This window comes from Pararhodobacter aggregans, assembly GCF_003075525.1.
GTDB classification, from domain to species: domain Bacteria; phylum Pseudomonadota; class Alphaproteobacteria; order Rhodobacterales; family Rhodobacteraceae; genus Pararhodobacter; species Pararhodobacter aggregans.
This window is the reverse complement of sequence record NZ_QDDR01000010.1, coordinates 1-25866: the sequence shown is the minus strand read 5'-3', so window position 1 is coordinate 25866 and position 25866 is coordinate 1. Positions and strand designations below refer to the sequence as shown.

General features: G+C 69.6%; 27 protein-coding genes. 13 read left to right on the top strand and 14 right to left on the bottom strand.

The genetic code is table 11. The features are described from left to right. The first annotated feature begins 2 nt into the window (after positions 1-2). Both DDE23_RS17675 and DDE23_RS17670 read left to right on the top strand, forming a co-directional pair. Entirely contained in the window at positions 3-509 is a 507-nt protein-coding gene (locus DDE23_RS17675) for a maleylpyruvate isomerase N-terminal domain-containing protein (protein ID WP_157958068.1), read from the top strand. 117 nt (positions 510-626) lie between these two features. Then, on the top strand, positions 627-1472 hold the full coding sequence (locus DDE23_RS17670) for a DMT family transporter (protein WP_107751852.1): 846 nt from the start codon (positions 627-629) through the stop codon (positions 1470-1472). Between the two features lie 2 nt (positions 1473-1474). Here the strand turns inward: DDE23_RS17670 and DDE23_RS17665 are convergent, their stop codons facing one another. After that, on the bottom strand, positions 1475-2137 hold the full coding sequence (locus DDE23_RS17665; protein ID WP_107751851.1) for a DUF1045 domain-containing protein: 663 nt from the start codon (positions 2135-2137) through the stop codon (positions 1475-1477). Between the two features lie 53 nt (positions 2138-2190). On the opposite strand from DDE23_RS17665, the gene DDE23_RS17660 reads away from it, so the two are divergent. After that, positions 2191-3333 carry an alpha-D-ribose 1-methylphosphonate 5-triphosphate diphosphatase gene (locus DDE23_RS17660; protein WP_107751850.1) on the top strand — a complete coding sequence of 381 codons (1143 nt, stop codon included), beginning with the start codon at positions 2191-2193 and terminating at the stop codon, positions 3331-3333. A 6-nt stretch (positions 3334-3339) separates the two neighbouring features. On the opposite strand, the gene DDE23_RS17655 is transcribed toward DDE23_RS17660, so the two are convergent. Together DDE23_RS17655 and DDE23_RS17650 are read right to left on the bottom strand one after the other, a co-directional pair. Beyond that, positions 3340-4119, bottom strand: coding sequence for a universal stress protein (locus DDE23_RS17655; RefSeq protein WP_107751849.1), 780 nt, complete (start codon positions 4117-4119; stop codon positions 3340-3342). Positions 4120-4122: 3 nt separating this feature from the next. Further along, positions 4123-5127 carry a Hint domain-containing protein gene (locus DDE23_RS17650; protein WP_107751848.1) on the bottom strand — a complete coding sequence of 335 codons (1005 nt, stop codon included), beginning with the start codon at positions 5125-5127 and terminating at the stop codon, positions 4123-4125. A 125-nt stretch (positions 5128-5252) separates the two neighbouring features. Here DDE23_RS17650 and DDE23_RS17645 point away from each other — a divergent pair, with 125 nt between their 5' ends. The 5 genes from DDE23_RS17645 to DDE23_RS17625 all read left to right on the top strand — a co-directional run bounded on the left by DDE23_RS17645 (position 5253) and on the right by DDE23_RS17625 (position 8859). Further along, entirely contained in the window at positions 5253-6032 is a 780-nt protein-coding gene (locus tag DDE23_RS17645) for an SDR family oxidoreductase (protein ID WP_107751847.1), read from the top strand. Between the two features lie 154 nt (positions 6033-6186). After that, a complete protein-coding gene (locus tag DDE23_RS17640; RefSeq protein ID WP_238150041.1) occupies positions 6187-6777 on the top strand; it encodes an HAD family hydrolase in 591 nt (196 codons plus the stop codon). 59 nt (positions 6778-6836) lie between these two features. Further along, positions 6837-7655, top strand: coding sequence for an alpha/beta fold hydrolase (locus DDE23_RS17635; RefSeq protein ID WP_107751845.1), 819 nt, complete (start codon positions 6837-6839; stop codon positions 7653-7655). Then, on the top strand, positions 7652-8611 hold the full coding sequence (locus tag DDE23_RS17630) for a threonine ammonia-lyase (RefSeq protein ID WP_107751844.1): 960 nt from the start codon (positions 7652-7654) through the stop codon (positions 8609-8611). Before DDE23_RS17635 ends, DDE23_RS17630 begins: the two co-directional genes overlap by 4 nt. Continuing rightward, positions 8608-8859, top strand: coding sequence for a DUF167 domain-containing protein (locus DDE23_RS17625; protein ID WP_107751843.1), 252 nt, complete (start codon positions 8608-8610; stop codon positions 8857-8859). Before DDE23_RS17630 ends, DDE23_RS17625 begins: the two co-directional genes overlap by 4 nt. Here DDE23_RS17625 and DDE23_RS17620 read toward each other — a convergent pair. From DDE23_RS17620 to metG, 3 genes are all read right to left on the bottom strand, one after another. Further along, a complete protein-coding gene (locus tag DDE23_RS17620; protein ID WP_107751842.1) occupies positions 8847-9098 on the bottom strand; it encodes a hypothetical protein in 252 nt (83 codons plus the stop codon). The two genes, DDE23_RS17625 and DDE23_RS17620, sit on opposite strands and share 13 nt — an antisense overlap. Positions 9099-9178: 80 nt before the next feature. Further along, positions 9179-10117, bottom strand: a complete 939-nt coding sequence (locus DDE23_RS17615) for a hypothetical protein (RefSeq protein WP_107751841.1) — start codon at positions 10115-10117, stop codon at positions 9179-9181. Positions 10118-10219: 102 nt separating this feature from the next. Further along, positions 10220-11938: a methionine--tRNA ligase gene (metG, locus tag DDE23_RS17610; protein ID WP_107751840.1), complete on the bottom strand. Its 1719-nt coding sequence runs from the start codon at positions 11936-11938 to the stop codon at positions 10220-10222. Positions 11939-12195: 257 nt separating this feature from the next. Between metG and DDE23_RS17605 the strand changes: the two genes are divergently transcribed. Next, positions 12196-13992 (top strand): hypothetical protein, encoded by a 1797-nt coding sequence (locus DDE23_RS17605; protein WP_133239585.1) that lies wholly within the window; start codon positions 12196-12198, stop codon positions 13990-13992. 68 nt (positions 13993-14060) lie between these two features. Next, complete coding sequence (locus tag DDE23_RS17600) at positions 14061-15374, top strand: trypsin-like serine peptidase (RefSeq protein WP_157958066.1); 1314 nt, start codon at positions 14061-14063, stop codon at positions 15372-15374. Positions 15375-15480: 106 nt separating this feature from the next. On the opposite strand, the gene tpiA is transcribed toward DDE23_RS17600, so the two are convergent. Next, positions 15481-16206, bottom strand: a complete 726-nt coding sequence (gene tpiA, locus DDE23_RS17595) for a triose-phosphate isomerase (RefSeq protein WP_107751837.1) — start codon at positions 16204-16206, stop codon at positions 15481-15483. A gap of 131 nt (positions 16207-16337) precedes the next feature. Here tpiA and ilvD point away from each other — a divergent pair, with 131 nt between their 5' ends. Continuing rightward, the gene (ilvD, locus tag DDE23_RS17590; RefSeq protein ID WP_107751836.1) at positions 16338-18179 is read left to right on the top strand and encodes a dihydroxy-acid dehydratase; all 1842 of its coding nucleotides are present in this window, start codon (positions 16338-16340) and stop codon (positions 18177-18179) included. Positions 18180-18407: 228 nt separating this feature from the next. Here ilvD and DDE23_RS17585 read toward each other — a convergent pair whose 3' ends face one another. From DDE23_RS17585 to DDE23_RS17575, 3 genes are all read right to left on the bottom strand, one after another. Next, the gene (locus DDE23_RS17585) at positions 18408-18800 is read right to left on the bottom strand and encodes a HesB/IscA family protein (protein ID WP_107751835.1); all 393 of its coding nucleotides are present in this window, start codon (positions 18798-18800) and stop codon (positions 18408-18410) included. After that, a complete protein-coding gene (locus DDE23_RS17580; RefSeq protein ID WP_107751834.1) occupies positions 18801-19169 on the bottom strand; it encodes an SUF system Fe-S cluster assembly protein in 369 nt (122 codons plus the stop codon). It lies immediately after the preceding gene. Positions 19170-19242: 73 nt separating this feature from the next. Beyond that, the gene (locus DDE23_RS17575; protein WP_107751833.1) at positions 19243-20016 is read right to left on the bottom strand and encodes an enoyl-CoA hydratase-related protein; all 774 of its coding nucleotides are present in this window, start codon (positions 20014-20016) and stop codon (positions 19243-19245) included. An 81-nt stretch (positions 20017-20097) separates the two neighbouring features. Between DDE23_RS17575 and tgt the strand changes: the two genes are divergently transcribed. Continuing rightward, complete coding sequence (gene tgt / locus DDE23_RS17570; protein WP_107751832.1) at positions 20098-21228, top strand: tRNA guanosine(34) transglycosylase Tgt; 1131 nt, start codon at positions 20098-20100, stop codon at positions 21226-21228. Positions 21229-21514: 286 nt separating this feature from the next. Here the strand turns inward: tgt and pyrF are convergent, their stop codons facing one another. Further along, positions 21515-22231: an orotidine-5'-phosphate decarboxylase gene (pyrF, locus tag DDE23_RS17565; protein WP_107751831.1), complete on the bottom strand. Its 717-nt coding sequence runs from the start codon at positions 22229-22231 to the stop codon at positions 21515-21517. Positions 22232-22329: 98 nt separating this feature from the next. Here pyrF and DDE23_RS17560 point away from each other — a divergent pair, with 98 nt between their 5' ends. After that, positions 22330-23466 carry an alpha/beta hydrolase family protein gene (locus DDE23_RS17560; protein WP_107751830.1) on the top strand — a complete coding sequence of 379 codons (1137 nt, stop codon included), beginning with the start codon at positions 22330-22332 and terminating at the stop codon, positions 23464-23466. On the opposite strand, the gene DDE23_RS17555 is transcribed toward DDE23_RS17560, so the two are convergent. The 3 genes from DDE23_RS17555 to DDE23_RS17545 form a co-directional block, all read right to left on the bottom strand. After that, on the bottom strand, positions 23467-23922 hold the full coding sequence (locus DDE23_RS17555) for a universal stress protein (RefSeq protein ID WP_107751829.1): 456 nt from the start codon (positions 23920-23922) through the stop codon (positions 23467-23469). It abuts the gene before it with no gap. Positions 23923-24005: 83 nt separating this feature from the next. Beyond that, positions 24006-24791 carry an ion channel gene (locus tag DDE23_RS17550; protein ID WP_107751988.1) on the bottom strand — a complete coding sequence of 262 codons (786 nt, stop codon included), beginning with the start codon at positions 24789-24791 and terminating at the stop codon, positions 24006-24008. Beyond that, positions 24788-25645, bottom strand: coding sequence for a branched-chain amino acid aminotransferase (locus DDE23_RS17545; protein ID WP_107751989.1), 858 nt, complete (start codon positions 25643-25645; stop codon positions 24788-24790). The genes DDE23_RS17550 and DDE23_RS17545 overlap by 4 nt, the downstream gene beginning before the upstream one ends. Positions 25646-25866: the final 221 nt, after the last annotated feature.

Sequence of the window (25866 nt, the reverse complement as noted above, 5' to 3'; positions counted from 1 at the left end):
CCGTGACCGACCCCGCGCGTCAGGCGCTGATCGAGCGGCAGGGGGCGGGCGCACGCTATGACGCGCCCGGCGCCCCGGCCGGGGACCTGTTGCAGGCCCGCCGCCTGACCGCGCAGGTCGCGCGGCTGCTGAACGACACGCCCGACGCGGCGCTCTATCGCCCGGACCAGCCCTCGCTCGGCTGGCGGATTGCGCTTCTGTCGCTGGAAGCGAGGCGGATGGGCGAGGCGATTGCCGCGCATCGGGCCGGGCAGGGGGTGCCCTCGCTGGTCCCCGACCCGGCCGAGGTCGATTTCGCCGCCCATCTGCCGCCCCGGGCGCTGCGGCACCTTTTCGACCACAGCCGCATTCATCTGAATGTGGAGTGGCGAGAGATGAGCGATGCCGATTGGGCGGCGTGGATGGTGCCGGGAGACGGCCCGCCCGTGGTGCTGGCCGACCTGCCGCGCCTCAGGGCCGAGGCGCTGGCCAAGGTCAGCGCGGCGTTTCTGGCGGCCTCACGCGGCTGAATCCGGCAGATTTCGCGTGCATCGCCGGGGGGCGGGCGCTAGAAAGTGTCTAGTTGTCTAGATAACCGGACCGAATCCCATGCGCCTTTCCCCCGCCCCGCTGCAAGGGTGTCGCCAATGACCGGCCTCGTCTTCGCCGTGGTGATCCTCGCCGCTGCCCTGCACGCGGCCTGGAACGCGCTGGTCAAGGGCGGCGCCGACAAGAGCGCGGCCATGGTCGCGGTGGTGGTGGGGCAGGGCCTGTTCGGCGCGGCGCTTCTGCCCTTCGTGCCCTTTCCGGCGGCGGAAAGCTGGCCGTACCTCGCGGGCAGCGTCGTCCTGCACATGCTCTATCAGGTCTTCCTGATGCAATCCTACCGCTTCGGCGACCTGACGCAGGTCTATCCCATCGCCCGGGGCGTGGCGCCCTTGCTGGTGGCGCTGACCTCGGCCTTCATCCTCGGCGTCACCTTCTCCAGCCTTGAAATCGCTGCGGTGGCGATGATCTCCATCGGCATCGCCTCGGTCAGCCTGGTCCGGCGGGGCGACGGGATCGTGCAGGGCAAGGCCGCGGTGCTGGCACTGATAACCGGCTGCTTCATCGCCGCCTATTCGGTGACGGACGGGTTGGGCGCGCGGCAGGCGGGAACGGCGCTCGGCTATTACGGCGTGCTGTCGGCGCTGGATGCGGTGATCTTCGCCGGGCTCGCCCGGGTCTGGCGGCCGGGTCTGCTGGGACGCTCGATCGCCCTCAAACGCACCCTGTTCCTGGGCGGCGGCGCTTCGTTCATCGCCTATGCGCTGGTGGTCTGGGCCTTCACCCAGGCGCCCATTGCGCTGGTCACGGCGTTGCGCGAAACCTCGATCATCTTCGCGCTGATGATCGGCGTTTTCCTGCTGGGCGAAAGGCTGAGCCTCGCCAAGGTGCTGTCGACCGCGCTGACGCTGGCGGGCGCGGTGCTGCTCAGGGTCGGCCGCGCCTGACCTCAGCCCAGCCGGGCGCGGTGGATCTCGGTAAACAGGCCCTCGGCATCCTCGGCGAAGACCGAGAGCGCACCCAGTACGAACGGCCGTGGCAGGACCGGGGTGAAATCGGCCTCGGCCAGCGGCTGAAGGCGGGCGCTCTGTTCGGACGTCAGCCGGTCGGTCAGGGTCATGTGGAAGCGGAATTCCTCCATCACCCAGGGGTAGCCATAGGTATCGAGGAGGGCGCGCTGGCGCACGCTGAGTTGCTCGGGGCGGCGGCGGGCGCGGTCCTCGGCGGCGAGCGGCGCGCGGAAGCGTTCGAACCGGACCACCACCTGCGCGGCAAAGGTGTCCAGCGCCGAGGCATCGCCCGCGGGCACCAGCGCCAGGAACCCGTCCAGGACCGCGACGCGCAGCCCCTCGACCGAGAAGGGCGCGATGCCCGCGGCGAAGACCTCTACCGCGGCCAGCAGGTCCTCCTCGCTTGACCCTTCGGCCAGACGGAACGGCGCCTTCAGCGTGGCGTGGAAGCCGTAACGCCGGGCGCTGGCGGTCAGGCCGGCCAGCGCGAGATGCGGTTGCATCCGCGCCTCGCCACTGACAGCATCGCGGCCGAGCCAGCGCGCGGCGGTTTCGGCCCAGGGACCGGGCGGCGGGGCGTAATACAGGGCGTAGCGTTTCATGCAGCAACCATGCGCAGCCGGGATCACAGCGCTGTGACAGGAGCGCCGACAGGATGACCGAGACGACGATCCTTGCCAATGCCCGGCTGGTCCTGCCGGGCGAGGTCCTGCCGGGCTGGCTGGAGATGGCGGGCGGCGTGATCCGGCGGATCGAGGCGGGGACGGACCTGCCGACGGGCGCCGTCGATTGCGAGGGCGATCTGGTCATGCCCGGTCTGGTCGAACTGCATACCGACAATCTGGAGCGCCACCTCAAGCCCCGCCCGGGCGTCAACTGGCCGCAGGCGGCGGCGCTGCTGGCCCATGATGCGGAACTGGCGGCGGTCGGCATCACCACGGTTTTCGACGCTTTGCGGGTGGGGGCACTGGTCAGCCGACCGTATGGTGCCGGGGAATACGCGCGGGGCGTGGCCGACCGGATCCTCGCCGCGCATCGGACGGGGGCGCTGCGGGTCAGCCACCGCCTGCACCTGAGGGCCGAGATCTGCTCCGAGACGCTGGAGCGCGAGCTTGACGGCTTCGGCCCCGCCGACCGGGTCGGCATCGTCAGCCTGATGGACCACACCCCCGGTCAGCGCCAGTTCGCCGATATCGCCATCTTCCGCCATTACGTGCGCGGCAAGCACGGGTTTTCCGAAGCGGAGTTTCAGGAGCATCTGCACGCCCAGCAGGCACTGGGCGCGGCGCGGCGCCTGCCGCACGAGGCCGCAGCCGTGGCGGCGGCCGGGCGGCTGGGGGCGGTGCTGGCCAGCCATGACGACACGACCGAAGCGCATGTCGCGGCCTCGGCCCGGCACGGCGCCACCATCGCCGAATTCCCGACGACCGAGGCGGCGGCGCTTGCCTGCCACCGGGCCGGGATCGCGGTGATGATGGGGGCGCCGAACCTGATCCGGGGCGGCTCGCATTCCGGCAATGTCGCGGCCGAGGCGCTGGCCCGGCAGGGGGTGCTGCAGGTGCTGTCCTCGGATTACGTGCCCTCGGCGCTGCTGAGCGGCGGGCTGATGCTGGGCGCGATCTGGGGCGATCTGGCTCGGGGGCTGGCCACGGTCACCGCGGCCCCGGCCCGCGCGGCGGGGCTGGCGGACCGCGGACGGCTGGTCGAGGGGCTGAGGGCCGATGTGATCCGCGTGCGGCGTTTCGGGGCCGAGGCGGCGGTCAGGGGCACCTGGGTGGCGGGGCGGCGGGTGGCGTGAGAGGCGTCACAGTGCCTTCGCCACCAGCATGTCCGAGGGCGGCGCCCGCATCAGGTCGCGCGCGTAATTGCCCAGCGTTCCCGGATCCTTGCCCGATTGCGCGCCAAGGCACAACAGATCCGCGCCCAGTTCCTCGTGCCGGAAGGCCAGCACCTGATGCACCCCGCCGGGCACGATCTCGGGCCGCTCGGCCAGGGTCGGCAGGCCGGGCGTGGCGAGGAAGGCGGCCCGCGCGGCCTCGGCCCGTTCCCGCGCCGCCTCGCGGTCGCCGACCAGCGGCAGTTCCAGCGCATGGATGGCGTGGAATTCGGCGCCCGGCGCGACCCGGGCCGCGGCTTTCAGCGCCTCGGCCGAGGCGGGCGAGAAATCGGTCGCCAGCAGCACCTGCCGATAGGGGCGTTCGGGCGGCAGCTGGGCGATCAGCACCGGGCAGGGCGCGGCCAGCACGATCTTCTCCATCGTCGTGAGGCGCAGGAGGTCCAGCACGCGCCGCTCCTGATGCAGCCCCAGCACGATCAGCCCGGCCGCCTGTTCGCGCGCCAGCGCCGCCATCTGCGGCCCAGCCTCGCCCGTGAGCAGGCGGAAGCCATCGGCGCCGCTTGCCTCGGCGATGTCGGCGAGTTCTGCCTCGACCTCGGCCGCCGGGGGTTTCTTGCGGTCCTCCGGCCGGACATGGACCAGCAGCACCCGCGAACCGGGGGCCTGCGCCAGGGTCCGGGCCCGGCCGGGCACCTGCGCGGAACGCGCGGTCAGGTCGGTGGCGGCGAGGATGGCGGCAAAGGGCATGGGTCAGATCCCGCTGGAGGCGCTGCCCGGCCGGTCGCGCAGGCGCGAGACCAGCTCGGGGCGCAGATCGGCGCCGGTATGGGCGTGCTGGGAAAGGCCCGGGAAGGCCTCGGCCAGGGGCAGGGCCAGATCCTCGGGCAGGCGGGTCACGACCGAGGGGCAGACCATCAGGCTCTCGCAGGGGACGCCCTCGGCATAGATCACCTCATGCGCGTCGAAGACCAGCGAGTGATAGGTGACGAAACCGCCCTCGCGCCGCAGGATCGACTGGCCGTCGACCAGATGGCGCGCCTGCACCAGCAATTCGGCGGCGCCCGCCAGGGCCCGCGCGTCGCGGCGATAGAGGAACAGCCGGTGATAGGGGCTGACGATCAGCGCGCCGGGGTTGCCCATGACGCCGGGCAGCACGGTGACCGGGGCGAAACCGCCCTCGGCCCTGAGCGTGACCTCGCCCTTCCAGCGCAACGCCTGGGCGCCGTGGTCGCGGGTGATGACCCGCTCGCCCGGTGCCAGATCCTCGACCGGGACCTGCCGCCCGTCCGCCAGCGCGATCCGCGTGCCCTGGGCGAAGGCGCCGGCCACCACATCGGCCAGCCGGATCGGCCCGGGCGTGGGATCGGTGGCGATCAGCGAATAGGTGAGCTTGGGGCGCAAGGGCGACAGGGGCAGGGCGACACGGGCGTCGGGCAGGGCCAGCACCAGCACCTCGACCAGATCGCCATCGGGCGCCATCAGCGAAAGCCGTCCCTCCAGCCGGACCGGATCACCGGGGCGCCCCGCCTCGCTGCCCGGGGCCAGACGGCCGCCCGCGCCGCCCTCCAGGTCGAGCATCAGGGTCAGCGGCGCCGCGGCCTCGTCCAGCCGGTAGTAGTCGCCGCAGACCGAGTCCCCCGGCGCGGGCAGCGCGTCGCCCGCATTGGCGCCCGAGACGACCGCGAGCGCGGCGGCCGGAAAGGCGGCCACGGCATGGGCGGCGGGCAGGGGCGGGCTGGGGGATTGGGCGACCATCGCGGTTCCGGGAGGGCAGAGCAGCGGCGATCTTAGGGCGGGGCGCGGGCGGAGGTCAATCGCGCCCGGGTTGTCGGCCGGACGAGGGCAGGTTACCTCTGCCCGGCAACAAGAGGAGATGCGTCATGGATCTGGGGATCAGGGGTAAACGCGCGCTGGTCTGCGCCTCGTCCAAGGGGCTGGGCCGGGGCTGCGCCGAGGCCCTGGCGGAAGCGGGCTGCACGCTGGTGATGAACGCCCGCGGCGCCGAGGCGCTGGAAGCGACGGCGGCGGCGATCCGCGAGCGCTATGGCGTCGAGGTGATCGCGGTCGCGGCCGATATCACCACCGAGGAGGGCCGGGCGCGGGTGCTGGAGGCCGCGGGCGAGGTCGATATCCTGGTGACCAACGCGGGCGGCCCGCCCCCCGGCACCTGGACCGACTGGGCGCGTGAGGATTTCATCAAGGCGCTGGACGGCAACATGCTGACGCCGATCGCGCTGATGCAGGCGCTGGTGCCGGGGATGATGGCGCGCGGCTGGGGCCGGGTGGTCAACATCACCAGCCAGGCGGTCAAGGCGCCGATCGGGGTGCTGGGGCTGTCGAATTCGGCGCGGACCGGGCTTACGGGCTTTGTCGCGGGAACCTCGCGCCAGGTGGCGAAGACCGGGGTCACGATCAACAACCTGCTGCCGGGGATCCACGACACCGACCGCGCCGTGGCGCTGGACACGGGCGCGGCCAAGGCCGCCGGCGGCTCGCTGGAGGACGCGCGCAAAGCGCGCGAGGCGTCGATCCCGGCCGGGCGCTATGGCACGGCGGCGGAATTCGGCGCGGCCTGTGCGTTCCTGTGCTCGCAGCACGCGGGCTTCATCGTCGGGCAGAACCTGCTGCTGGATGGCGGCGGGGTGAACACGACCCTGTGAGCGGGGAGGGGCGGGCCTCGGGGGCATCGAGCCCCCTCGGCCCGCCCGGGGGGCGCTGCCCCCCGCCGCGCGTGCCGCGCGCCCCCCGGGATATTTGCGGCGCAAAGAAGGTGGGATTTGTGGCGGAAATTTCGGGGTTTCGGCGGTGAACCTGGTGTTCGATGTAGGAAATGTGCTGATCCGCTGGCGGCCGGAGCTGGCCGTCGCGCATGTCTATCCCGAGCGGGAGGCGGCGCTGGCCTATCTGGAGCGGATGGGCTTTGCCGCCTGGAACCTGGCCAATGACGGCGGGCGGCCCTTTGCCGAGGCCATGGCCGAGCTGCGCGCCGCCCATGGCGCCGAGGCCGAGGCGCTGGCCGAGTATCCGGCGCGCTTCGGCGAGACGATCCGCGAGCCCATCGCCGGGACCTGGGCGCTGATCGACCGGCTGAAGGCCAAGGGTTTGCGCCTTTTCGCCATCACCAATTTCGCCGCCGAGACCTGGCCGGTGGCGCTGCGCGTCCACCCGCGGCTGGGGGAGGATTTCGAGGATGTCATCGTCTCGGGGCAAGTGGGTCTGTTGAAACCCGGGGCGGCGATCTATCGGCTGCTGCTGGAGCGCCACGGGCTGGCGGCCGAAGATTGCCTGTTCATCGACGACAGCGCGGGCAATGTCGCCGGCGCGCGGGCGGTGGGGATGCAGGTTCATCTTTTCACCACGCCCCCCGCGCTGGAGGCGGATCTGGCGGCGCGCGGGCTTCTGTGATCCTTGCCCGTCCCGGGCGCGCGTGATCTAGTGCAGGGCGACAATCACGGACCCCGCGCATGCCCCATTTCTCCGCCGCCGATGGCGCCCGGCTCTGGTTCACGGACGAAGGCCACGGCATTCCGCTGCTGTGCCTGGCGGGGCTGACCCGCAACGGCAGCGATTTCGACTATCTGGCGCCGCATCTGCCGCCCCTGCGGCTGATCCGCCTGGATTACCGCGGGCGCGGCAAGTCGGACTGGACCGGGGCCGAGACCTATACCATCGTGCAGGAGGGCGCCGATGCGCTGGCTCTGCTCGACCATCTGGGGATCGAGAGCGCGGCGATTCTTGGCACCTCGCGCGGGGGGCTGATCGGGATGTACCTGTCCGCCGTGGCGCCCGAGCGGGTGCGGGGCCTGATCCTGAACGACGTGGGGCCGGTGATCGAGCCCCTGGGGCTGGAGCGGATCCGCGATTACATCGGCCGCCGCCCGGCGGCGCGGACCCATGCCGCGGCGGCGGTGGCGCTGCAGCTGTCGATGGAGGGGTTCGACGCCCCCGCCAGCCGCTGGATGGACGAGGCGAAGCGCCATTATATCGAGACTGATCAGGGACTTGATATCAATTACGACCCGGCGCTCAGGACCGCTTTCCTGGAGGCGATGAAGCAGCCCCCGGCCGATGCCTGGCCATTGTTCGAGCTATGCGCCGCGAAGCCGCTGGCGCTGATCCGGGGCGCCAATTCCGACCTGCTGACCCAGGCCACCGCCGACGAGATGGCGGCGCGGGCCCCCGACATGATCCTGGCCGAGGTGCCCGACCGCGGCCATATCCCCTTCCTTGACGAGCCCGAGGCCGTCACCGCCATTCACCGTTTCCTGGGATTGCTGATATGACCTCCATTGCCCTGATCGAGGCCGCCGCCAAGCGGCTTTCCGGCCATGCCCGGCGCACGCCGCTGCTGTCCTCGCCCTTTCTGGACGAGATCGCCGGGCGGAGGGTCTTCGTGAAGGCCGAATGCCTGCAGCACACCGGGTCCTTCAAGTTCCGGGGCGGCTGGAACGCGGTCTCGGCTTTGGTCGAGGCCGGGCCGCTCAGCGGGGTCATCGCCTATTCCTCGGGCAATCACGCGCAGGGGGTGGCGCTGGCCGCGAAGATGCACGGCATCCCGGCGGTGATCGTGATGCCGGCGGACGCGCCCGCCATCAAGATCGCCAATACCCGCGCCCTGGGGGCCGAGGTCGTAACCTATGACCGCGCGGCCGAGGATCGCGACGCGCTGGGCGCGCGGCTCGCAGCGGAGCGGGGGCTGGCGCTGGTCAAGCCCTTCGATATGGCCGAGGTGATCGCGGGGCAGGGCACCACCGGGCTGGAGATCGCCGAACAGGCGGCCGAGGCGGGCGTGACCGAGGCGGTGGTGCTGGTGCCCTGCGGCGGCGGCGGCCTGACCTCGGGCATCGCGCTGGCCCTGCAGGCGCGGGCGCCCGGCATGGTGGTGCATCCGGTCGAGCCCGAGGGTTTCGACGATGTGGCGCGGTCGCAGGCGGCCGGGGAGCGGCTGAGGAACGAGCGGCTCTCGGGCTCGATCTGCGATGCGATCATCACGCCGGTGACGGGGGACCTGACCTGGCCCCTGCTGCGCGACCTCTGCGGGCCGGGGCTGGTGGTGACCGAGGACGAGGCGCTAAGGGCGATGGCGCTGGCCCATGACCGGCTGAAGATCGTGCTGGAGCCGGGCGGCGCGGTGGCGCTGGCGGCGGCGTTGTTCCGGCCGGGTGCGGGGGCGGTGATCGCGGTGGCCTCGGGCGGGAACGTGGACCGGGCGATGATGATCCGGGCCTTGCAGGGGTGAGCCTGCCCGACCTTTCGGCCCTGGCCGTGCCGGGGGCGAAGCTGGCGGTGCGCGCCACGCCCCGGGCCAAGCGCGAGGCGATCGAGGCGGGCGATCCTTTGCGGATCTGGGTGACGGCGCCGGCCGATCAGGGCCGGGCCAACGAGGCGGTGCGCAAGCTGCTGGCCAAGGCGATGGGCGTGGCGCCGACCCGGCTGACCCTGCTCAGGGGCCAGACGGCGCGCGACAAGCTGTTTCAGCTGGACTGATCGCCCGAGGGCCGTTTCAGCCGGTAGATCCCTTCCGGCAGGTCCAGCGCGGCGCGCAGTTCCTTCAGCTGGTGCATCGACAGGTTGACCACCATCACCTCGTCGGTGTCGGGGTCGACCTGGGTGAGGGTCACGCCCTCTTCATGGCTTTCGATCACCACATCCTCGTTGAGGGGGGCCTCCCCCTCGTCGATGAGGGTGATGACGGTGGCGTCGAAATCGTGCTCGATGGTGAACATGCGGCCAGCCTACCCCAGCCCCCGGCAGGCGCAATCGAAATCGCGCCGCCGGCAAGCGGGGTGGCAGGCCGCCGCCGGGCTCAGTCGGTCTCGGTGATGGCGGCGCTGGCCAGCGCGACCGTCGCCACCTCGGTCTCGCCGAAGACGAGCCTTGCCTCGGTCAGCCCCTCGGGCACCAGCCAGAGCATGGTCCGTTCCGCAGAATCGCCGATATCGACGCCGTTGAACTGGGAATCGAGCACCCGGCGGATGAAGCGTTCGCCGATCAGGGGCAGGGTCTGGCCCTGAGGATCGGTCAGGCGGAAATCCGAGGTGCTCCAGTTGAAGCGGTCGTCGCCATCGGCGTTGTTGCCCGCGACGCCCGTGACCTGCACCTCGATCTCGGCCAGCACGGTGCCGGGGAGCGCGGTGATGGTCGAGGGCACGGCGCCCGCGCCATTGCCGTCCTGCAATTCGGCCACCCGGAAGCGGCGGATGCCCTGCGGCTCGAACCGGGCGAAGCTGGCGGCGGTTTCGGGCGTCGAGGTCTTGGGCACGCTCACCACGCCGGAAAAGCGGATGTCGTCGCTGGCGATGGTCAGGGTCGCCTGGGTCACGCCCTCGGGCACCAGAAACAGGCCGTTCCAGTGGATATCGGCGTCGGCCTCGGGGAAGTCGCGGGGACGGCGGGCCGAGATGGTGCGGGGGATGAGGCCGAGTTGCCCCCAGTACTGATAGCCGCCCTCGGGCTCCAGTTCACGCCCGTCGGGCAGCACGAGGCGGATGTCACGCGACCCCGCCTGCGCCCGCTCGATGGTGTCGGACCAGGGGCCGTCCAGCACCGCGCGCACATCGAGGAGGATGTGACCCGGCACGCGCACCACTTCGCTCAGGCCGGCGGGGCGGAAGCCGCGTTCCTGCCAGCTTGTCACCTGCTCATAGGCGCGGGCGCTGAGGCTGATCGCGGTCAGATCGGTCTGGGCGATTGCGGACTGGGCCAGAAGGCACAGTGCCGCCGCGAGGGGGATGGAGAGCTTCATGCAAACGACCTTTGGAAAAATCCCGCCCCAAAATGACGGGCGGGATTCAGGGTCGTTCACGCTTGGTCGCCTGTCAACCTTTGGGGTGTCAGGCGGCCGGTCTCAGGTGCGGATCCCGGCGAAGCGGCTTTGCCAATCCTCGCGCGCCTCGTCGGTGATCTTGGCAAACAGCACTTCGGGCGTGGTGAAGGCATGGCCCGCGGGCAGCAGCGACAGCGCCGCGCCCACGTCCCCGGGCCAGGACCAGTCGCTGCAACCCATCGCGTCCATCATCGCCTGCGCCGCATCGGGGATGAAGGGCTGCGAGACGACGGCGTAAAGCCGGATCAGGTTGAGCGCGAGGCGCACCTGCGCGGCGGCCAGGTCCGGGTCGGTCTTGAAGGTCGACCAGGGCGCGGCCTCTTGCAGGTATTCGTTGCCCAGAACCCAGAGCGCGCGCAGCTCGGCCGAGGATTTGCGCACTTCCATGGCCTCCATCAGGCCCTCGTAGCTGCGCAGCTTCTCGGTCAGGTCGGCGACCAGCTTCTCCTCGCGCGGGCCGAGGCTGCCGCCTTCGGGCACCATTTCGCCGAATTTCGAGCGGCAGAATTTGGTGACGCGGCTGACGAGGTTGCCCAGCACGTCGGCCAGATCCTTGTTCACCGAGGCCTGGAAATTCTCCCAGGTGAATTCGCTGTCCGAGCTTTCTGGCGCGTGCGACAGCAGCCACCAGCGCCAGAAATCGGGCGGCAGGATGGAAAGCGCCTGATCCATGAACACGCCCCGGCCCTGCGAGGTGGAGAACTGGCCGCCGTCATAATTCAGGTAATTGAAGGACTTGATGTAATCGACCAGCTTCCACGGCTCGCCCGAACCCATCAGCGTGGCCGGGAAGCTGAGCGTGTGGAAGGGCACGTTGTCCTTGCCCATGAATTCGATATAGCGCACGTCCTCCGCGCCCTTGTCGGTGCGCCACCAGCGTTCCCAGGCGTCATCGCCCAGGCCCTGGGCCTCGGCCCATTCCGCTGTCGCGGCGATGTATTCGATGGGGGCGTCGAACCAGACATAGAAGACCTTGCCCTCCATGCCGGGCCATTCGGCCTGACCATCCTTGACCGGGATCCCCCAGTCGAGGTCGCGGGTGATGCCGCGGTCCTGCAACCCGTCGCCGTCATCGAGCCATTTCAGCGCGATCGAGGTGGTCAGGATCGGCCAGTCCTTCTTGGACTTGATCCAGTCGCGCAGCTGGTCGCGCATGTCGCGCTGGCGCAGGAACAGGTGCTTGGTCTCGCGCACCTCCAGATCGGTCGAGCCCGAGATGGCCGAGCGAGGGTTGATAAGGTCGGTCGGGTCCAGCTGCTTGGTGCAATTCTCGCATTGGTCGCCGCGGGCCCGGTCATAGCCGCAGTTCGGGCAGGTGCCCTCGATATAGCGGTCGGGCAGGAAACGGCCGTCGGCGTTGGAATAGACCTGTTTCTCGCTCACCTCGGAAATCAGGCCCGCCGCCTTCAGCCGACCGGCCATGTGCTGGGTCAGCTTGTGGTTCTGCGGGCTGGAGGAGCGGCCGAAGTGGTCGAACGACAGCCGGAACCCGGCGGCCAGATCCGCCTGAACCTCGTGCATCTCGGCGCAATACTCGGCGACCGGCTTCTTCGCCTTGGCGGCGGCGAGTTCCGCCGGGGTGCCGTGTTCGTCGGTGGCGCAGATGAACATCACCTCATGGCCCCGCGCGCGCATGTACCGGGCATAGAGGTCGGCGGGCAGTTGGCTGCCGACCAGATTGCCCAGATGCTTGATCCCGTTGATGTAGGGTAACGCCGAGGTGATGAGAATTCGCGCCATGTCGGGCTTCCTGTCGTGCGGGCTGTCGTGCGGATCGTCGTGCCGGGCGGGGGCCGGATTGCCCTGTCCTTACAGCATGGTCGTCGCCGCTGCCATCCCCAGATGGGGCGGCGCTGCACCAAGCCGTGAGCGGCCTGCAATGTGATTGACGCGCGCGGCGGGGGCGGGGCACTCTTGCCGCGCTGGCGCCCGGGGCCTGAAAGTCAATGGGCGCGTATCGACCGCAGGACCGAGGTCCGAGGACAAAGGATTGCAGAATGACCCGCATTGATCGACCGTTATTGACCGCTACCACCGCGCTGGCCACCCTGATGCTGCCGCTCGCCAGCGGCGCGGCGCTGGCGCAAGAGGCCGGGTTCGCCGTCGAGCTGAGCCCCGCCACCGATCCCTTCCTGCGCCAGCGCATCGGCCTGCGCGTCTATGGCCCGGTGACCGAGCCCGCCGCGTCCTTCGTGCGGGGCTGTCTGGGCGTGGTCCCGGCCGAAAGCGCGGGCGCGGCTTTCGAGGTCACGGCGCCGATGGACACGCTTTCCTTCACCGGGGCCGGGGCGGGGCTGCAAAGCCTGGTGCTGGGCACGCCTGACGGGCTCTATCGCTGCGCTCTGGCCGATGACCAGGGCTTCGTCAGCACCTCGCTGGGCCATGTCGCGCCCGGGCGCTACACGGTCTGGCTGGGTGCGGCCGAGGGCAGCAGCATCGACGCGCGGCTCTTCGCCTCGGAGACCCCGGTCTCGGCCATCGAGCTTTTCGGCCTCGACGTTGCCCGTCTGGGCGAGCCGCGCGCGGGCCGCTTCGCCTTTGCGCCCAGCCCCGACAGCGCGCGCCAGACGCTGGTCAGCGGCGCACCGCTTTACGCCGAAGAGGAACTGCGCCCGCTGGCCCAGGACAATTGCTGGGGCTACAGCCGCCTCGACGCGGCCGACGCGATCCTGACGCTGGATCAGGCGAGCGACCGTTTCAGCGTCTTCGCCCTCTCGGAACGCGATCTGGTGATGGCGGTGATCGACCCGGCGGGTCAGGTCCATTGCAACGACGACAGCTACAACCTGAACCCGGCCGTCACCTTCGACGCGGCCCAGCCGGGCGAGTATCAGGTCTTTGTCGGCGGCTACAGCCCGGGGCCGGGGTCGGTCTATGACCTCTATGCCTCGGCCGGGATGCCGGCCTTCTCGGATGCGGTCGTCAACCTCGACGCCGAGCCCCGCGCCGGCCATGTCGCCTTCGACGCCGATCAGGCGCTGCAGGGCCAGCTGCTGGCCAGCGCGCCGGTCTCGTCGCAAGATCCCGTCGAATCGCTGCCGATCGGCATGTATTGCGCCGGTTTCACCGATATTTCGGCCCCCGATCTGGTGCTGTCGCTCGATGGTGCGCAATCGATGATGTCGATCTATGCCCGGTCGGAAACCGATCTGGTGCTGGCCGTGCGGGCGCCCGATGGCAGCTGGTCGTGCAATGACGACGCCTTCCAGCTGAACCCGGGCATCAGCATCAACGCCGCCCAGCCGGGCGATTATCTGGTCTATGTCGGCAGCTACGCGCCGGGGGCGGGGGGGACCTACAACCTCTATGCCTCGATGGGAGAGCCCAACTGGAACGCCACCGCGCTGGCCGGTGGCCAGACCGCGCCCTCGACGCTCAATGTCACCGCCGAGCCCTCGGTCGCGCGGCTGAGCTTCGGCCCGGACACAAGGATCGACCCGCGGGTGATCTTCGACATCACCCCCAGCCAGACCGAGGCCTTCGGCATGGGCGACGGCTGCGCGGGCTACATCACCCCCGGCCAGCCGGATCTGGTGATCGACGCGGTCGAGGGTCTGCCGCAGCTCATGGTCTACATGGTCGCCGATACCGACGGCACGCTGACGGTCGTGGCGCCCGACGGGCGGATCTATTGCAACGACGATTTCGAGCAGCTGAACCCGGGCGTCATGATCCCGAACCCGCAGGCCGGGGCCTATGCGGTCTTCGCCGGCAGCTACGCGGGGGCGGGTGGCATGGCGACGCTGGGCGTGACCATCGCCTCGCCGCAATGGGTCATGGACCGCGAACACTGAGAGCGACCGCCGCCCCCCGGGTATTCGCCGGGGGGCGGCCCCTCATTCTTATGGCGGTGGGGCTTGCCATGTTCATGAAGACATTTCGGAATACCAGATTTCCCCTGATCCTGACGGCGCTGTTGCTGGCAGCCGTGCCGGGGGCGGTGCTTGCGCAGGCCAATACCTGCCGCTGGGCCAATGACAACGAATGCGACGAATCCCGCTTCGGCGGCACCGGCGCCTGCGAAAGCGGCACCGACGCCAATGATTGCCGGGCCGAGGCCGCCAGCTGGCAGCGCCTGATGGATGCGGTCCCGGCCGAGATCCGGGCCCAGCTGGGCAACGATACCTGCCGCTGGGCCAATGACCGCGAATGCGACGACATCCGCTTCGGCGGCACCGGCGCCTGCGAGAACGGCACCGATGCCTCGGATTGCCGGGCGCTGGCCATCGGCTCGGACGACAGCTGCCGCTGGGCCAATGACGGCGAATGCGACGACCCGGGCATCGGCACCGGCGCCTGCATCTCGGGCACCGACCGCACCGATTGCGCGCCGGTCGCCATGATGCGCAACCGCTCGAACAATTGCGAGACCTCGTTCAACGGCATCTGCGAGGAGCCGGGCAGCGCCCGCGCCACCTGCCGGGCCTTCACCGATACCGCCGATTGCATCGGCCGCGACCGGCCGGTGGTGCTGCGTGACCATTACTTCGGCCATGACGACCGGGTGCATCCCGATGTCACGCAGATGCCGTGGCGCGCCGTGGGCCTGCTCACGCTCGAGGACGGCTCCTGCACCGCGACGCTGATCGCACCGCGCCTGATCGCCACCGCCGCGCATTGCATGCAGGGCGAGAACGGGCAGCTGGCCAAGGTCATCAGCTTCCGCGCCGGGGCCTACGGCGATACCGAACAGGGCATCGCCCATGTCGTCAGCTCGGTCGTGGCGCCCGATTATTCACCGCAGAGCGCCGCGCCCAATGGCGGCAACGGCGACGATTGGGCGATCCTGACGCTGGACCGCGATCTGGGCGATGAGATCGGCTATGTCCGGCCCTATGTCTTCAACAAGGACGACCTGACCGAGATCCGCAACGGCACCTATCTGGTCAGCCAGATGGGCTATAGCTGGGATACCGGGCGCTTCCCCTCGGGGCATATGGATTGCCAGATCCTGACCGCCTATCGCGACGGCTCGATGATCCATACCTGCGACACGACCCAGGGCGATTCCGGCTCGCCGATCATGCACCTGCGGGACGGGGAATGGCGTCTGGTGGCGGTGGACAGCCAGTTCTTCGACGCCCAGCCGCCCTTCCCGCAGATGTCCTCGTCGCATCTGGCGGTGGATACCCGCGCCTTCGCCGAGGCGCTGCGGCGCGCCGGGGCGCTGGACTGAAACAGGCGGGGCAGGGGCACGCCCCTCCCGTCCCGAAACAAAAGGCGGGGGAGGGGCACGCCCCTCCCCCGGACCCCCTCCGTGCGTATTTTTGGCAGAATGAAGATCAGGCGGCTTCGAGGGCGGTGATGATCTGGCCGAAATCCGCGGCTTTCAGCGAGGCGCCGCCGACCAGCGCGCCATCGACATTGGGCAGGGCGAAGATCGCCGCCGCGTTCCCCGGATTGACCGAACCGCCGTAGAGCAGCCGGATGCCCGCATCGGGCGCGTTCTGGCGCAGGAAGGCGTGGACCTCGGCGATCTGCTCGGGCGTGGGGGTGCGGCCGGTGCCGATGGCCCAGACGGGTTCATAGGCGATGACGGTGTTTTCCGCGCTGGCGCCTTCGGGCAGGGAGCCCGCGAGCTGCGCGCCGATCACCGCCAGCGTCTCGCCCGCGTCGCGCTGCGCCTCGGTCTCGCCCAGACAGACGATGGCGGTGAGCCCCGCCGCCCAGGCGGCGCGCACCTTGGCCGCGACATCCGCCGAGCTTTCGCCATGATCGGCGCGGCGCTCGGAATGGCCGAGGATCACATGGGAGGCGCCCGCATCCACCAGCATCGCCGCCGCGATGTCGCCGGTATGCGCGCCCTTCTCGGCGGCGTGGCAATCCTGCCCGCCGAGTGCCACCGCCGTGCCGACCATCGCCTGCGCCATGGCGGCAAGCAGGGTGGCGGGCGGGCAGAGCAGCACATCGACCGTGGGGGAGGGATGGGCGGCGGCCAGCGCCATGGCCTCGGTCAGCTGGGCGGTGCGCCCGTTCATCTTCCAGTTTCCGGCGGCGAGTTTCTTCATCGGGTCCTCCCATTCTTGCCGCGCAACAGACCACGGATCGGCCCCGGGGCCAAGCGGGCAAGGCGCCGCAGATCTTCCCTCTGCCCGGCAAACACGCTATGGACGGCCAACAGCCAAGGGAGAGCCTGACCATGCCGCAATACCGTTCGAGGCGTTCCACCCATGGGCGCAACATGGCCGGGGCCCGGGGCCTCTGGCGCGCCACGGGGATGACCGACAGCGATTTCGGCAAGCCGATCATCGCCGTCGTCAACAGCTTCACGCAATTCGTGCCCGGTCACGTCCACCTCAAGGACCTCGGCCAGATGGTCGCGCGCGAGATCGAGGCGGCGGGCGGCGTGGCCAAGGAATTCAACACGATCGCCGTCGATGACGGTATCGCCATGGGCCATGACGGGATGCTCTATTCGCTGCCCTCGCGCGAGTTGATCGCCGACAGCGTGGAATACATGGTCAACGCCCATTGCGCCGATGCGATGGTCTGCATCTCGAACTGCGACAAGATCACCCCCGGCATGATGATGGCCGCCATGCGGCTGAACATCCCGACCATCTTCGTGTCCGGCGGCCCGATGGAGGCCGGCAAGGTGCAGATCGGTGACCTCGTGCGCAAGGTCGACCTGATCGACGCGATGATCGTGGCGGCGGATGACAATTACACCGACGCGCAGGTGCAGGAATTCGAGGAAAACGCCTGCCCGACCTGCGGCTCGTGTTCCGGCATGTTCACGGCGAACTCGATGAACTGCCTCGCCGAGGCGCTGGGTCTGGCGCTGCCCGGCAACGGCTCGATGCTGGCCACGCACGCCGACCGCAAGGAGATCTTCCTGCGCGCCGGTCGCCGGATCGTCGAGATCACCAAGGCCCATTACGAAGGGGACGAGCCCGGCTATCTGCCGCGCGAGGTGGCGACCTTCGAGGCGTTCGAGAACGCCATGTCGCTGGATATCGCCATGGGCGGGTCCACCAACACCGTGCTGCACCTTCTGGCCATCGCCTATGAGGGCAAGGTCGATTTCACCATGACCGATATCGACCGGCTGAGCCGCAAGGTGCCCTGCCTGTGCAAGGTCGCGCCCAACACGCAGAACGTCCATATGGAGGACGTGCACCGCGCCGGCGGCATCATGGGCATCCTGGGCGAGATGCATCGCGGGGGCCTCCTGCATGGCGCGGCGCGCACCGTGCATTCGGGCTCCATGGCCGAGGCGCTGGCGACCTGGGACATCAAGACGGCGAATGACCCGGCGGTGGATCAGTTCTACCGCGCAGCCCCCGGCGGGGTGCGGACCACGCAGGCCTTCTCGACCGACAACCGCTACAAGGCGCTGGATGCCGACCGCGACAAGGGCGTGATCCGCAATGTCGAGCATGCCTTTTCGAAGGACGGCGGGCTGGCGGTCCTCTTCGGGAACATCGCGCTCAACGGCTGCATCGTGAAGACGGCGGGCGTGGACGAGTCGATCCTGAAATTCACCGGCACGGCGCGGGTCTATGAAAGCCAGGACGACGCGGTGAGCGGCATCCTGACCGGCAAGGTCAAGGAAGGCGATGTGGTCGTCATCCGCTACGAGGGGCCGCAGGGCGGGCCGGGCATGCAGGAGATGCTCTATCCGACCAGCTACCTGAAGTCGAAAGGTCTGGGCAAAGCCTGCGCGCTGCTGACCGACGGGCGGTTCTCGGGAGGGACCTCGGGCCTGTCGATCGGCCATGCCTCGCCTGAGGCGGCCGAGGGCGGGCTGATCGGCCTCGTGGAAACCGGCGACCGGATCGAGATCGACATCCCCAACCGCTCGATCAACCTGGCGGTGGACGATGCCACGCTGGAGGCCCGCCGCGCCGCCAAGGGCCCGCTGCCCTGGAAACCCGCCGCCCCCCGCAAGCGCGCCGTGTCGACCGCGCTGAAGGCCTATGCGATGTTCGCCTCCTCGGCGGCCAAGGGCGGCGTGCGGATCCTGCCGGGCGAGGAATGATCCAGGCGGGTGTCCCGCGCGCGGGACACCCGGCCAGGCCCTGAGAGATCGAGGACTTGGCGCCTGCCGTTCACCATGTCTCAAGAAAGTCCCACGGGCCCGGCCATACGCCGCGCCCGTTCTTCATTCTGCCGGAAATACGCGCAGGGGGATTTTCAAGGGGGTTGCAGACCCCCTTGAAGCAGGGGGCGCGGGGGGCGGCCGCCCCCCGCCTTCACCCGAACATTCTCACCCGGCCTTGCTGGCCGCGTCGAGCTTGGCCTTCAGCGTCTCGACATCCTCGAACTTCACGCTCTCGCCGCAGCCGCAGGCCTCCGAGACATTGGGGTTGCGGAACTTGAAGCCCGATTCCAGCAGCCCGGTTTGGTAGTCGATCTCGGTGCCGAAAAGGAACATCTGCGCCATCGGCGCGATCAGCACCCGGGCCTCGCCCTGCTGCACGATCTCCTCATGCGGCTCGATCTCGTCGGCGAAATCCATCGTGTATTCCATCCCCGCGCAGCCGCCCTTCTTGACGCCGATCCGCAGGCCCATCTTGCCCTGCCTGGACATCAGCCGCGCGACGTGCCGCTCGGCGGCGGGCGTCAGGGTGACGGGGGATTTTCCGGGAATGCCGAACACTTACATGAACCCCAGTTCAAGACGGGCCTCATCCGACATCATCTCCATCCCCCATTGCGGGTCGAAGGTCATGTCGATGTCGACATCCTGCACGCCGGGGACCGAGCCCACGGCATCCTGCACCCAGCCGGGCATCTCGCCGGCCACCGGGCAGCCCGGGGCGGTCAGGGTCATGACGATCTTCACCTTGTTCTCGGGGTCGATGGCCACGGTATAGACCAGCCCCAGGTCATAGATATTGACCGGGATCTCGGGGTCGAAGACCGTGCGACAGGCATCGACCACCGGCTCGTAAAGCGGGTGTTCGGTGGTCGAGGGCGCGATCAGCGGGGTGCCTTCGGCGGGCTCTTGGTTCTGCGAGGCGTCCATGCCTTCCTCGGGGCTCAGGTATTCCTGAGCGAAGATATAAGTTTTCCCCGGGGGTGCGTAAAGGGGGCCCCTGTCATTCCGCCGCCGCCGCATTCTTCCGCGGCAGGATCGGGTCCGGCAGGGCGGGGTCCATGAAATGGCCGATCATCGCCTCGGTCGCCAGCGCATAGGCCTGATCGAGCGGCAGTTCCAGCTGCCGCCTCGTCGCGGCCAGCCCGTCCTCCGAGATGGGCGAGAAGCGCCCGGCGAGCGTTTCCGCCACCTCGGCCACGCGCCCGGCCAGTTCCGCCTCGGGCAGGACCTCGGTCGCAAGCCCGGCCCGCAGCGCCCAATCGGCCGGTTTCTCGGCGCCGGTCAGCACCAGCTCCATCAGCGCCGCGCGCGAGGCCTTGCGGCCGACGCCGACCGCCGGCGTGGTGCAGAAGCCGCCGCGCTTGACGCCCGGCAGGCAGACGCGGGCATTCTCGGACAGGAAGGCCAGATCGCAGGACGCGATCAGTTGCAGGCCCGCGGCGGTGGCCAGCCCCTCGACCCGGGCGAGGGTCGGTTTGCGCGAGGTGGCGAGCGCCTGCATCATCGCCGCGCATTCCTCGAAAAGCGCGCGGATATAGGCCGCGCCCCGGTTGGGATCGGCGCGATGGGCGGCGATCTCCTTCAGATCGTGCCCGGCGCTGAAGATGCGCCCCGGCCCATGGACCAGGATCACCCGGGTCTCGGGGTCGGTCTGCGCGCCCGTGATGGCCCGGTGCAGGGCGCGGATCATGCCCAGCGACAAGGGATGCGCGACGCCGTTTTCCAGCGTCAGGGTCAGGATGCCGCCCGCGCGGCTTTCGGTCAGGGTGCTCATGGGCGCGAGTGTGCCGCTCCCGGCCCGGGCTGGCAAGAGCAGCCGCGAGCGGCTAAAAGCGCGGCCAAAGCGAGGTGACGGATGGTCGAGCGGTTTTCCTTTGAGCTGAGTGCGGTGGACGGGGCGGCGCGCACCGGGGTGATCCACACCCCCCGGGGCGAGATCCGCACGCCGGCCTTCATGCCGGTCGGCACGGCGGGCACGGTCAAGGCGATGATGCCGGAAAGCGTGCGCGCGACCGGCGCCGACATCCTGCTGGGCAATACCTATCACCTGATGCTGCGCCCGACGGCCGAGCGGATCGCGGCGCTGGGGGGGCTGCACAGGTTCATGAACTGGGAACGGCCGATCCTGACCGATTCCGGCGGGTTCCAGGTCATGTCCCTGGCATCGTTGCGCAAACTGACCGAGGAGGGGGTGCGTTTCGCCTCGCATATCGACGGCTCCAAGCATATGCTGACGCCCGAGCGCTCGATGGAGATCCAGCGGCTTCTGGGCTCCGACATCGTCATGGCCTTCGACGAATGCCCGGCGCTGCCGGCCGAGGACAAGGTGGTGGCCGAGTCGATGCGCATGTCGATGCGCTGGGCCCGCCGCTCGCGCGAGGCCTTCGGCGACCGGCCGGGCCATGCGCTGTTCGGGATCATGCAGGGCGGCGTCACCCGCGACCTGCGCGAGGAATCGGCAGCGGCGCTGCGCGAGATCGGCTTCGAGGGCTACGCCATCGGCGGGCTGGCGGTGGGCGAGGGGCAGGCGGCGATGTTCGGCGTCCTCGATTACGCGCCCGGCTTCCTGCCCGAGGACAAGCCGCGCTACCTGATGGGCGTGGGCAAGCCCGACGACATCGTGGGCGCGGTCGAACGCGGCGTCGACATGATGGATTGCGTGCTGCCCTCGCGTTCGGGGCGGACGGGGCAGGCCTGGACGCGCCGCGGCTCGGTCAATCTGCGCAACGCCCGCCACCGCGACGATCCCCGCCCCCTGGACGAGGCCTGCACCTGCCCGGCCTGCCGGTCCTATTCGAGGGCCTATCTGCACCATGTGGTGAAGGCCGACGAGATCATCGGCTCCATGCTGCTGACCTGGCACAATCTGCAGTATTATCAGGACCTGATGGCAGGCCTGCGCGCCGCCATCGCAGGCGGTCGGCTTGCGGCCTTCGTGGCTGAATTCCATGCGACCCGTGCCGAGGGCGATATCGAGCCTCTGTGACTGGCGCGGGCCGGGAGGAGGCGGGGGGCCAGCCCCCCGCGCCCCCCGCCAAAGGGGACCCTCGGGCCCCCTTTGGAAACCCCCGAGGATATTTAGAGAACAAAGATGAAGGTTAAGAGGGCGTTATGCCGCCTTCTTTGCGCCCTAAATATCCTCGGGGGGTGAATTGGCCCTTGGGCCAAGAGGGGGGCAGAAAGCCCCCCTTCTTCGGCGCGGCGAAGCCGCGCCGCTGGTCGCCCGAGGCGCTCGCGGCAGCGGGCAACGAGGGCGAAACCCCTCGCCCCTTTCAGGTGCCCGCCAGTTCCACGACGATGGCGCGGGCGGCGGCGGCCGGGTCCTGGGCGTTCCAGACCGGGCGGCCCACGACGATGTGGTCGGCGCCGGCGCGCACCGCCTCGGCCGGGGTGGCGATGCGTTTCTGGTCGTTGGCGGCCGAGCCGGCGGGCCGAACCCCCGGGGTCACGATCAGCCGGCCCGCCGCGCCGGGCAGGGCGCGGATCCGGGCGGCTTCGTGCGGGCTGGCGATCACGCCATCGGCGCCCGCGGCGAAGGCGCGCTCGGCGCGTTCGGTGACGATATCGGCCATCTCGCCCGGCACGATCATCGCGGCGTCGAGGTCGGCGCGGTCCATCGCCGTCAGCACCGTCACCGCCAGGATCTTCAGCCCGCTGCCCGCCGCGCCCTCGCGCGCGGCGCGGACCACAGTCGGGTCCCCGTGCACGGTCAGGAAATCGAGGTCGAAGCGGGCGATGCCGCGCACCGCCGCTTCGACCGTGGCCGGGATGTCGAAGAATTTCATGTCGAGGAAGATGCGTTTGCCCATCTCCTGCTTCATCTCGTTGGCCAGCGCCAGCCCGCCGCCGGTCAGCATGCCGAGGCCGATCTTGTAGAAGCTGACCTGATCGCCGAGGCGCCGGGCGATTTCGAGCCCCTGCACCACATTGGGTACATCAAGGGCGACGATCAGGCGGTCGTCGGCGGGAAGGGGGGCGGGCTGGGACATCGGGCGGGACTCCGTCTTGGGCGCTGGCCCGCTGATACGCGGATTGACCGGGCCGGGCAACCTTGCGCAGGCCGGGATCGGGATGCAGTCTTCGCGCCATGAGCCAGCACAACCGCGTCGACGCCACCCGCCCCGATTCCCCGCCTCTGGCCGGTCCCGGTCCCCTGCCGGTGGGCGTGCGGACCCTCACCGTCACCGATCCCGACCGCGTGGATGTCGCGGCCTCGACCGAGGCGGTGGTGCGCAGGCCCCGGGCGCTGGTGACGGAGCTCTGGTATCCGGCGCTGACCAACACGCGGGCGGGCGGCACCTATCGCACGCTTTTGCGCGACGGCGAGACGCCGATCACCCTGCAGGGCCGGGCCGCGCGCAATGCCAATCCGGCGCCGGGCCGGTTTCCGCTGGTGCTGATCTCGCATGGCTATCCGGGCAACCGCTACCTGCTGGCGCATCTGGCCGAGGCTCTGGCCTCGCGCGGGTATCTGGTGGCGGCCGCCGACCATCCCGACAGCACCTACGAGGATCAGGGCCCGTTCGGCGCGACGCTGCACCACCGGCCGCTCGACCAGCGCTTCCTGCTGGGCGCGCTGGCGGAGTTACCGAACGCCGGGGCCGAGGCGGCGATCATCGGCTATTCCATGGGCGGCTACGGGGCGCTGGTGACGGCGGGGGCGGGGCTTGCCCCCGCCGTCCGCGATCATGAGCATGCGCCGCCCCATGACCTGCTGGCCGGCCATCTGGAAGGTGCCGCACCGCCGCCGCCCGAGGCGCTGAAAGCGGTCATCGCCATCGGTCCCTTCGGTAACAGCCACGGGCTCTGGTCGCCCGCGGGTCTTGGCGCGCTGGCGGGGTTGCCGGTGCTGGTGATGGCCGGGGACCGGGACGAGACCTCGGGCTATGACGGGATGCGCGGCATTGCCGAGTCGGCGCGGGGTCTGCTGCTGACCTTCCTCAACGCGGGCCACAATGCCGCGGCGCCGATCCCCGCGCCCGTGGAAAGCCACGCGCTGAGCGCCAAGCTGGGCTGGGCGCCCTTCCTGCATTACGCCGATGCGGTCTGGGACTCGGTGCGGATGAACGCCATCGCCCAGCATTTCGCCGCGGCGTTCCTGGACCGGCATCTGAAGGCCGAGGCCGAGGCCGAGCGCTTCCTCGACCCCGCCACCGGCCTCGGCCCCGAGGCGGGGTTCGGCGAGGGGCGGGATGCGGGTCTCAGGCTGGAGCGCTGGCGCTGATCAGGCGATCTTTTCCATCCGGGCCTTGTCCATGGTGCCGGGCACGATGGTGATCGGCACCGGCAGCGAGCCCGAGTTGCGGCTCAGCTGCGTGACCAGCGGGCCGGGGCCCGCCCGGTCCGAACCCGCGCCGAGGACCAGGATCCCGATCTCGGGGTCTTCCTCGATCAGGCCCAGGATCTCGTCCACGGGCTTGCCCTCGCGGATCACCAGGTCGGGCTGGATCCCGTGTTTGTCGCGCATCCATTTGGCGAAGACCTCGAAATGAGCCTCGATGCGCTCGCGCGCTTCCTCGCGCATCAGGTCGGCCACGCCGATCCAGTGCTGGAATTCCTCGGGCGGGATGACCGACAGGATGGTGACGCCGCCGCCGGTATGGGCAGCCCGGAGTGCGGCGAAGCGGATCGCGTTCAGGCATTCGCGGCTGTCGTCCAGCACGACGAGGAACTTGCGCATTCAGTGTCTCCGGTTGGTCGGGCCATATTGGCGGATGCTCCGCGGGCTGTCCAGAAGCGGCGGGCGTCGGGCGGGGTGGGCGGTCAGTCGCGATAGCCGGATGTCGTGATCTTCAGCTGTTCGCCGCAATGCTTGCAATGAACGGCGTCGGGATCGTGGCGGTTGAGGCCGCAGGTCGGGCATTCGTAGCGCACCTTGGGCGGCTGGAAGAGGGCGCGGGCGAATTGCACGAAGAGCGCCACGCCCACCACCATGACCGCCACAGAGAAGAGTTTCCCGCCGGTCGTGTGCAGGGTGATGTCGCCAAAGCCCGTGGTCGTGAGCGTGGCGACGGTGAAATAGAGCGCGTCGACATAGGCGGCAAAGCCGGTATGGGCCGGAAAGAACAGGGCGAAGGCCAGCGAGGTCGTCACGAACAGGAAAACGAACAGATGCAGGCCCGCGACGAAGGTCTCCTCGTGCCGGCGGAACAGTTTCCAGTCGCGCCTGAGGTCGGTGATCAGGTGATAGGAATGCAGGAGCCGCAAGCCCCGCAGGATCCTGAGGAAGGTGATGTCATGGCTGAGGAAGGGCGCGACGAGCAGCGACAGCAGCACCACGATATCGGCGATGGTGTAGATCCTGAGCAGCATGCGCCGCCGGTTGTCGTCGACCCAGAGCCGGGCCAGGAAATCGAGCAGGATCACCAGCCCGAGCCCGAGGTTGATCGCCGTCACCCAGCCCGAATAGGGCAGGGCGGCGGCGATGATGAAATAGAGGATCGAGGCGACGTCGAAGACGATCAGCCCGTAGCGGAAGCGCTTGGCGTATTCGGTCCGCCCCCGGTAGAGGATCCGCACCCGTCGGAAGAGGCGCGAGCGTTCCCTCACCGGGCCGAGGCCGCCCAATCCCAGTAGAGCTGCCGCGTGCGGCGGGTGACGGGGCCGATGGCATAGGTCACGTCGTCGAAGGCGCTGACCGGGGTGACCTTGGACATGTTGCCCGACAGGAACACCTCGTCCGCGCCGCGGAAATCGTCGAGGGTGAGCACCGCCTCATGCACCGTGACGCCATCGGCGCGCAGGTTCTTGATGTGGCGGGCGCGGGTGATGCCGCTGAGGAAGGTGCCGTTGGCGATGGGGGTGAAGACCTCGCCATCCTTGACCATGAACACATTCGCCGTGGCCGATTCCGCGACATTGCCGTTGCTGTCTTGCACCAGCGCGTTGCCGAAGCCCTTGGCATTGGCCTCGGCCAGCATCCTTGCGTTGTTGGGATAGAGGCAGCCGGCCTTGGCATTGGTGACCGCCACGTCGAGCGTCGGGCGGCGGAAGCGGGTGGTGGTCAGCGTGGTCGTCGCCTCCTCGGGCGCCATGGGGATGGCTTCGAGGCAGAGCGCGAAGCCGGTGTCGCCATAAGTCGCCAGCACGCCCGAGGGGCCGCCGTGGACCGACCAGTACATCGGCCGGATATAGACGGCAGGCGCGAAACCTTCGAGCCCCTCACGGGTGATGTCCAGCATCTGCTCGACGCTCATCGAGGGCTGGATCATCAGCGCCTCGGCCGAGCGGTTGACGCGGGCCAGATGCAGGTCGAGGTCGGGGGTCAGCCCGTCCACGTAGCGGGCGCCGTCGAAAACCGTGCTGCCCAGCCAGGCGCCGTGATCGGCGGCCTTCATCACCGGGACATCGCCCTCGTGCCAGCTTCCCTCGAACCAGGTGCGGATGCGCGAACCGACGGCCATCATGCCTCTCCCTCTGTCATGCTGCGCGAGTTAAACACCCCGGCGCGGCGAAGGTCCAGAGGAGGAGGGGTTTCGCCCTCGGCCCCGACGCCCTGGGCGTCTGGGCGTCGGGCGACCGGAGGCGGGGGGCTGCCGCCCCCCGCACCCCCCGCCCAAAGGGGGGCACGCCCCCCTTTGGAAACCCCGAGGATATTTCTGGAACAAAGACGAAGGGCGGGCGG

Coding starts and splice junctions, on each gene's coding strand:
- DDE23_RS17670 (WP_107751852.1), top strand. CDS start 627: ATGACCGGCCTCGTCTTCGCCGTGGTGATCCTCGCCGCTGCCCTGCAC.
- DDE23_RS17665 (WP_107751851.1), bottom strand. CDS start 2,137: ATGAAACGCTACGCCCTGTATTACGCCCCGCCGCCCGGTCCCTGGGCC.
- DDE23_RS17660 (WP_107751850.1), top strand. CDS start 2,191: ATGACCGAGACGACGATCCTTGCCAATGCCCGGCTGGTCCTGCCGGGC.
- DDE23_RS17655 (WP_107751849.1), bottom strand. CDS start 4,119: ATGCCCTTTGCCGCCATCCTCGCCGCCACCGACCTGACCGCGCGTTCC.
- DDE23_RS17650 (WP_107751848.1), bottom strand. CDS start 5,127: ATGGTCGCCCAATCCCCCAGCCCGCCCCTGCCCGCCGCCCATGCCGTG.
- DDE23_RS17645 (WP_107751847.1), top strand. CDS start 5,253: ATGGATCTGGGGATCAGGGGTAAACGCGCGCTGGTCTGCGCCTCGTCC.
- DDE23_RS17635 (WP_107751845.1), top strand. CDS start 6,837: ATGCCCCATTTCTCCGCCGCCGATGGCGCCCGGCTCTGGTTCACGGAC.
- DDE23_RS17630 (WP_107751844.1), top strand. CDS start 7,652: ATGACCTCCATTGCCCTGATCGAGGCCGCCGCCAAGCGGCTTTCCGGC.
- DDE23_RS17620 (WP_107751842.1), bottom strand. CDS start 9,098: ATGTTCACCATCGAGCACGATTTCGACGCCACCGTCATCACCCTCATC.
- DDE23_RS17615 (WP_107751841.1), bottom strand. CDS start 10,117: ATGAAGCTCTCCATCCCCCTCGCGGCGGCACTGTGCCTTCTGGCCCAG.
- metG (WP_107751840.1), bottom strand. CDS start 11,938: ATGGCGCGAATTCTCATCACCTCGGCGTTACCCTACATCAACGGGATC.
- DDE23_RS17605 (WP_133239585.1), top strand. CDS start 12,196: ATGACCCGCATTGATCGACCGTTATTGACCGCTACCACCGCGCTGGCC.
- DDE23_RS17600 (WP_157958066.1), top strand. CDS start 14,061: ATGTTCATGAAGACATTTCGGAATACCAGATTTCCCCTGATCCTGACG.
- tpiA (WP_107751837.1), bottom strand. CDS start 16,206: ATGAAGAAACTCGCCGCCGGAAACTGGAAGATGAACGGGCGCACCGCC.
- ilvD (WP_107751836.1), top strand. CDS start 16,338: ATGCCGCAATACCGTTCGAGGCGTTCCACCCATGGGCGCAACATGGCC.
- DDE23_RS17580 (WP_107751834.1), bottom strand. CDS start 19,169: ATGGACGCCTCGCAGAACCAAGAGCCCGCCGAAGGCACCCCGCTGATC.
- DDE23_RS17575 (WP_107751833.1), bottom strand. CDS start 20,016: ATGAGCACCCTGACCGAAAGCCGCGCGGGCGGCATCCTGACCCTGACG.
- tgt (WP_107751832.1), top strand. CDS start 20,098: ATGGTCGAGCGGTTTTCCTTTGAGCTGAGTGCGGTGGACGGGGCGGCG.
- pyrF (WP_107751831.1), bottom strand. CDS start 22,231: ATGTCCCAGCCCGCCCCCCTTCCCGCCGACGACCGCCTGATCGTCGCC.
- DDE23_RS17560 (WP_107751830.1), top strand. CDS start 22,330: ATGAGCCAGCACAACCGCGTCGACGCCACCCGCCCCGATTCCCCGCCT.
- DDE23_RS17555 (WP_107751829.1), bottom strand. CDS start 23,922: ATGCGCAAGTTCCTCGTCGTGCTGGACGACAGCCGCGAATGCCTGAAC.
- DDE23_RS17545 (WP_107751989.1), bottom strand. CDS start 25,645: ATGGCCGTCGGTTCGCGCATCCGCACCTGGTTCGAGGGAAGCTGGCAC.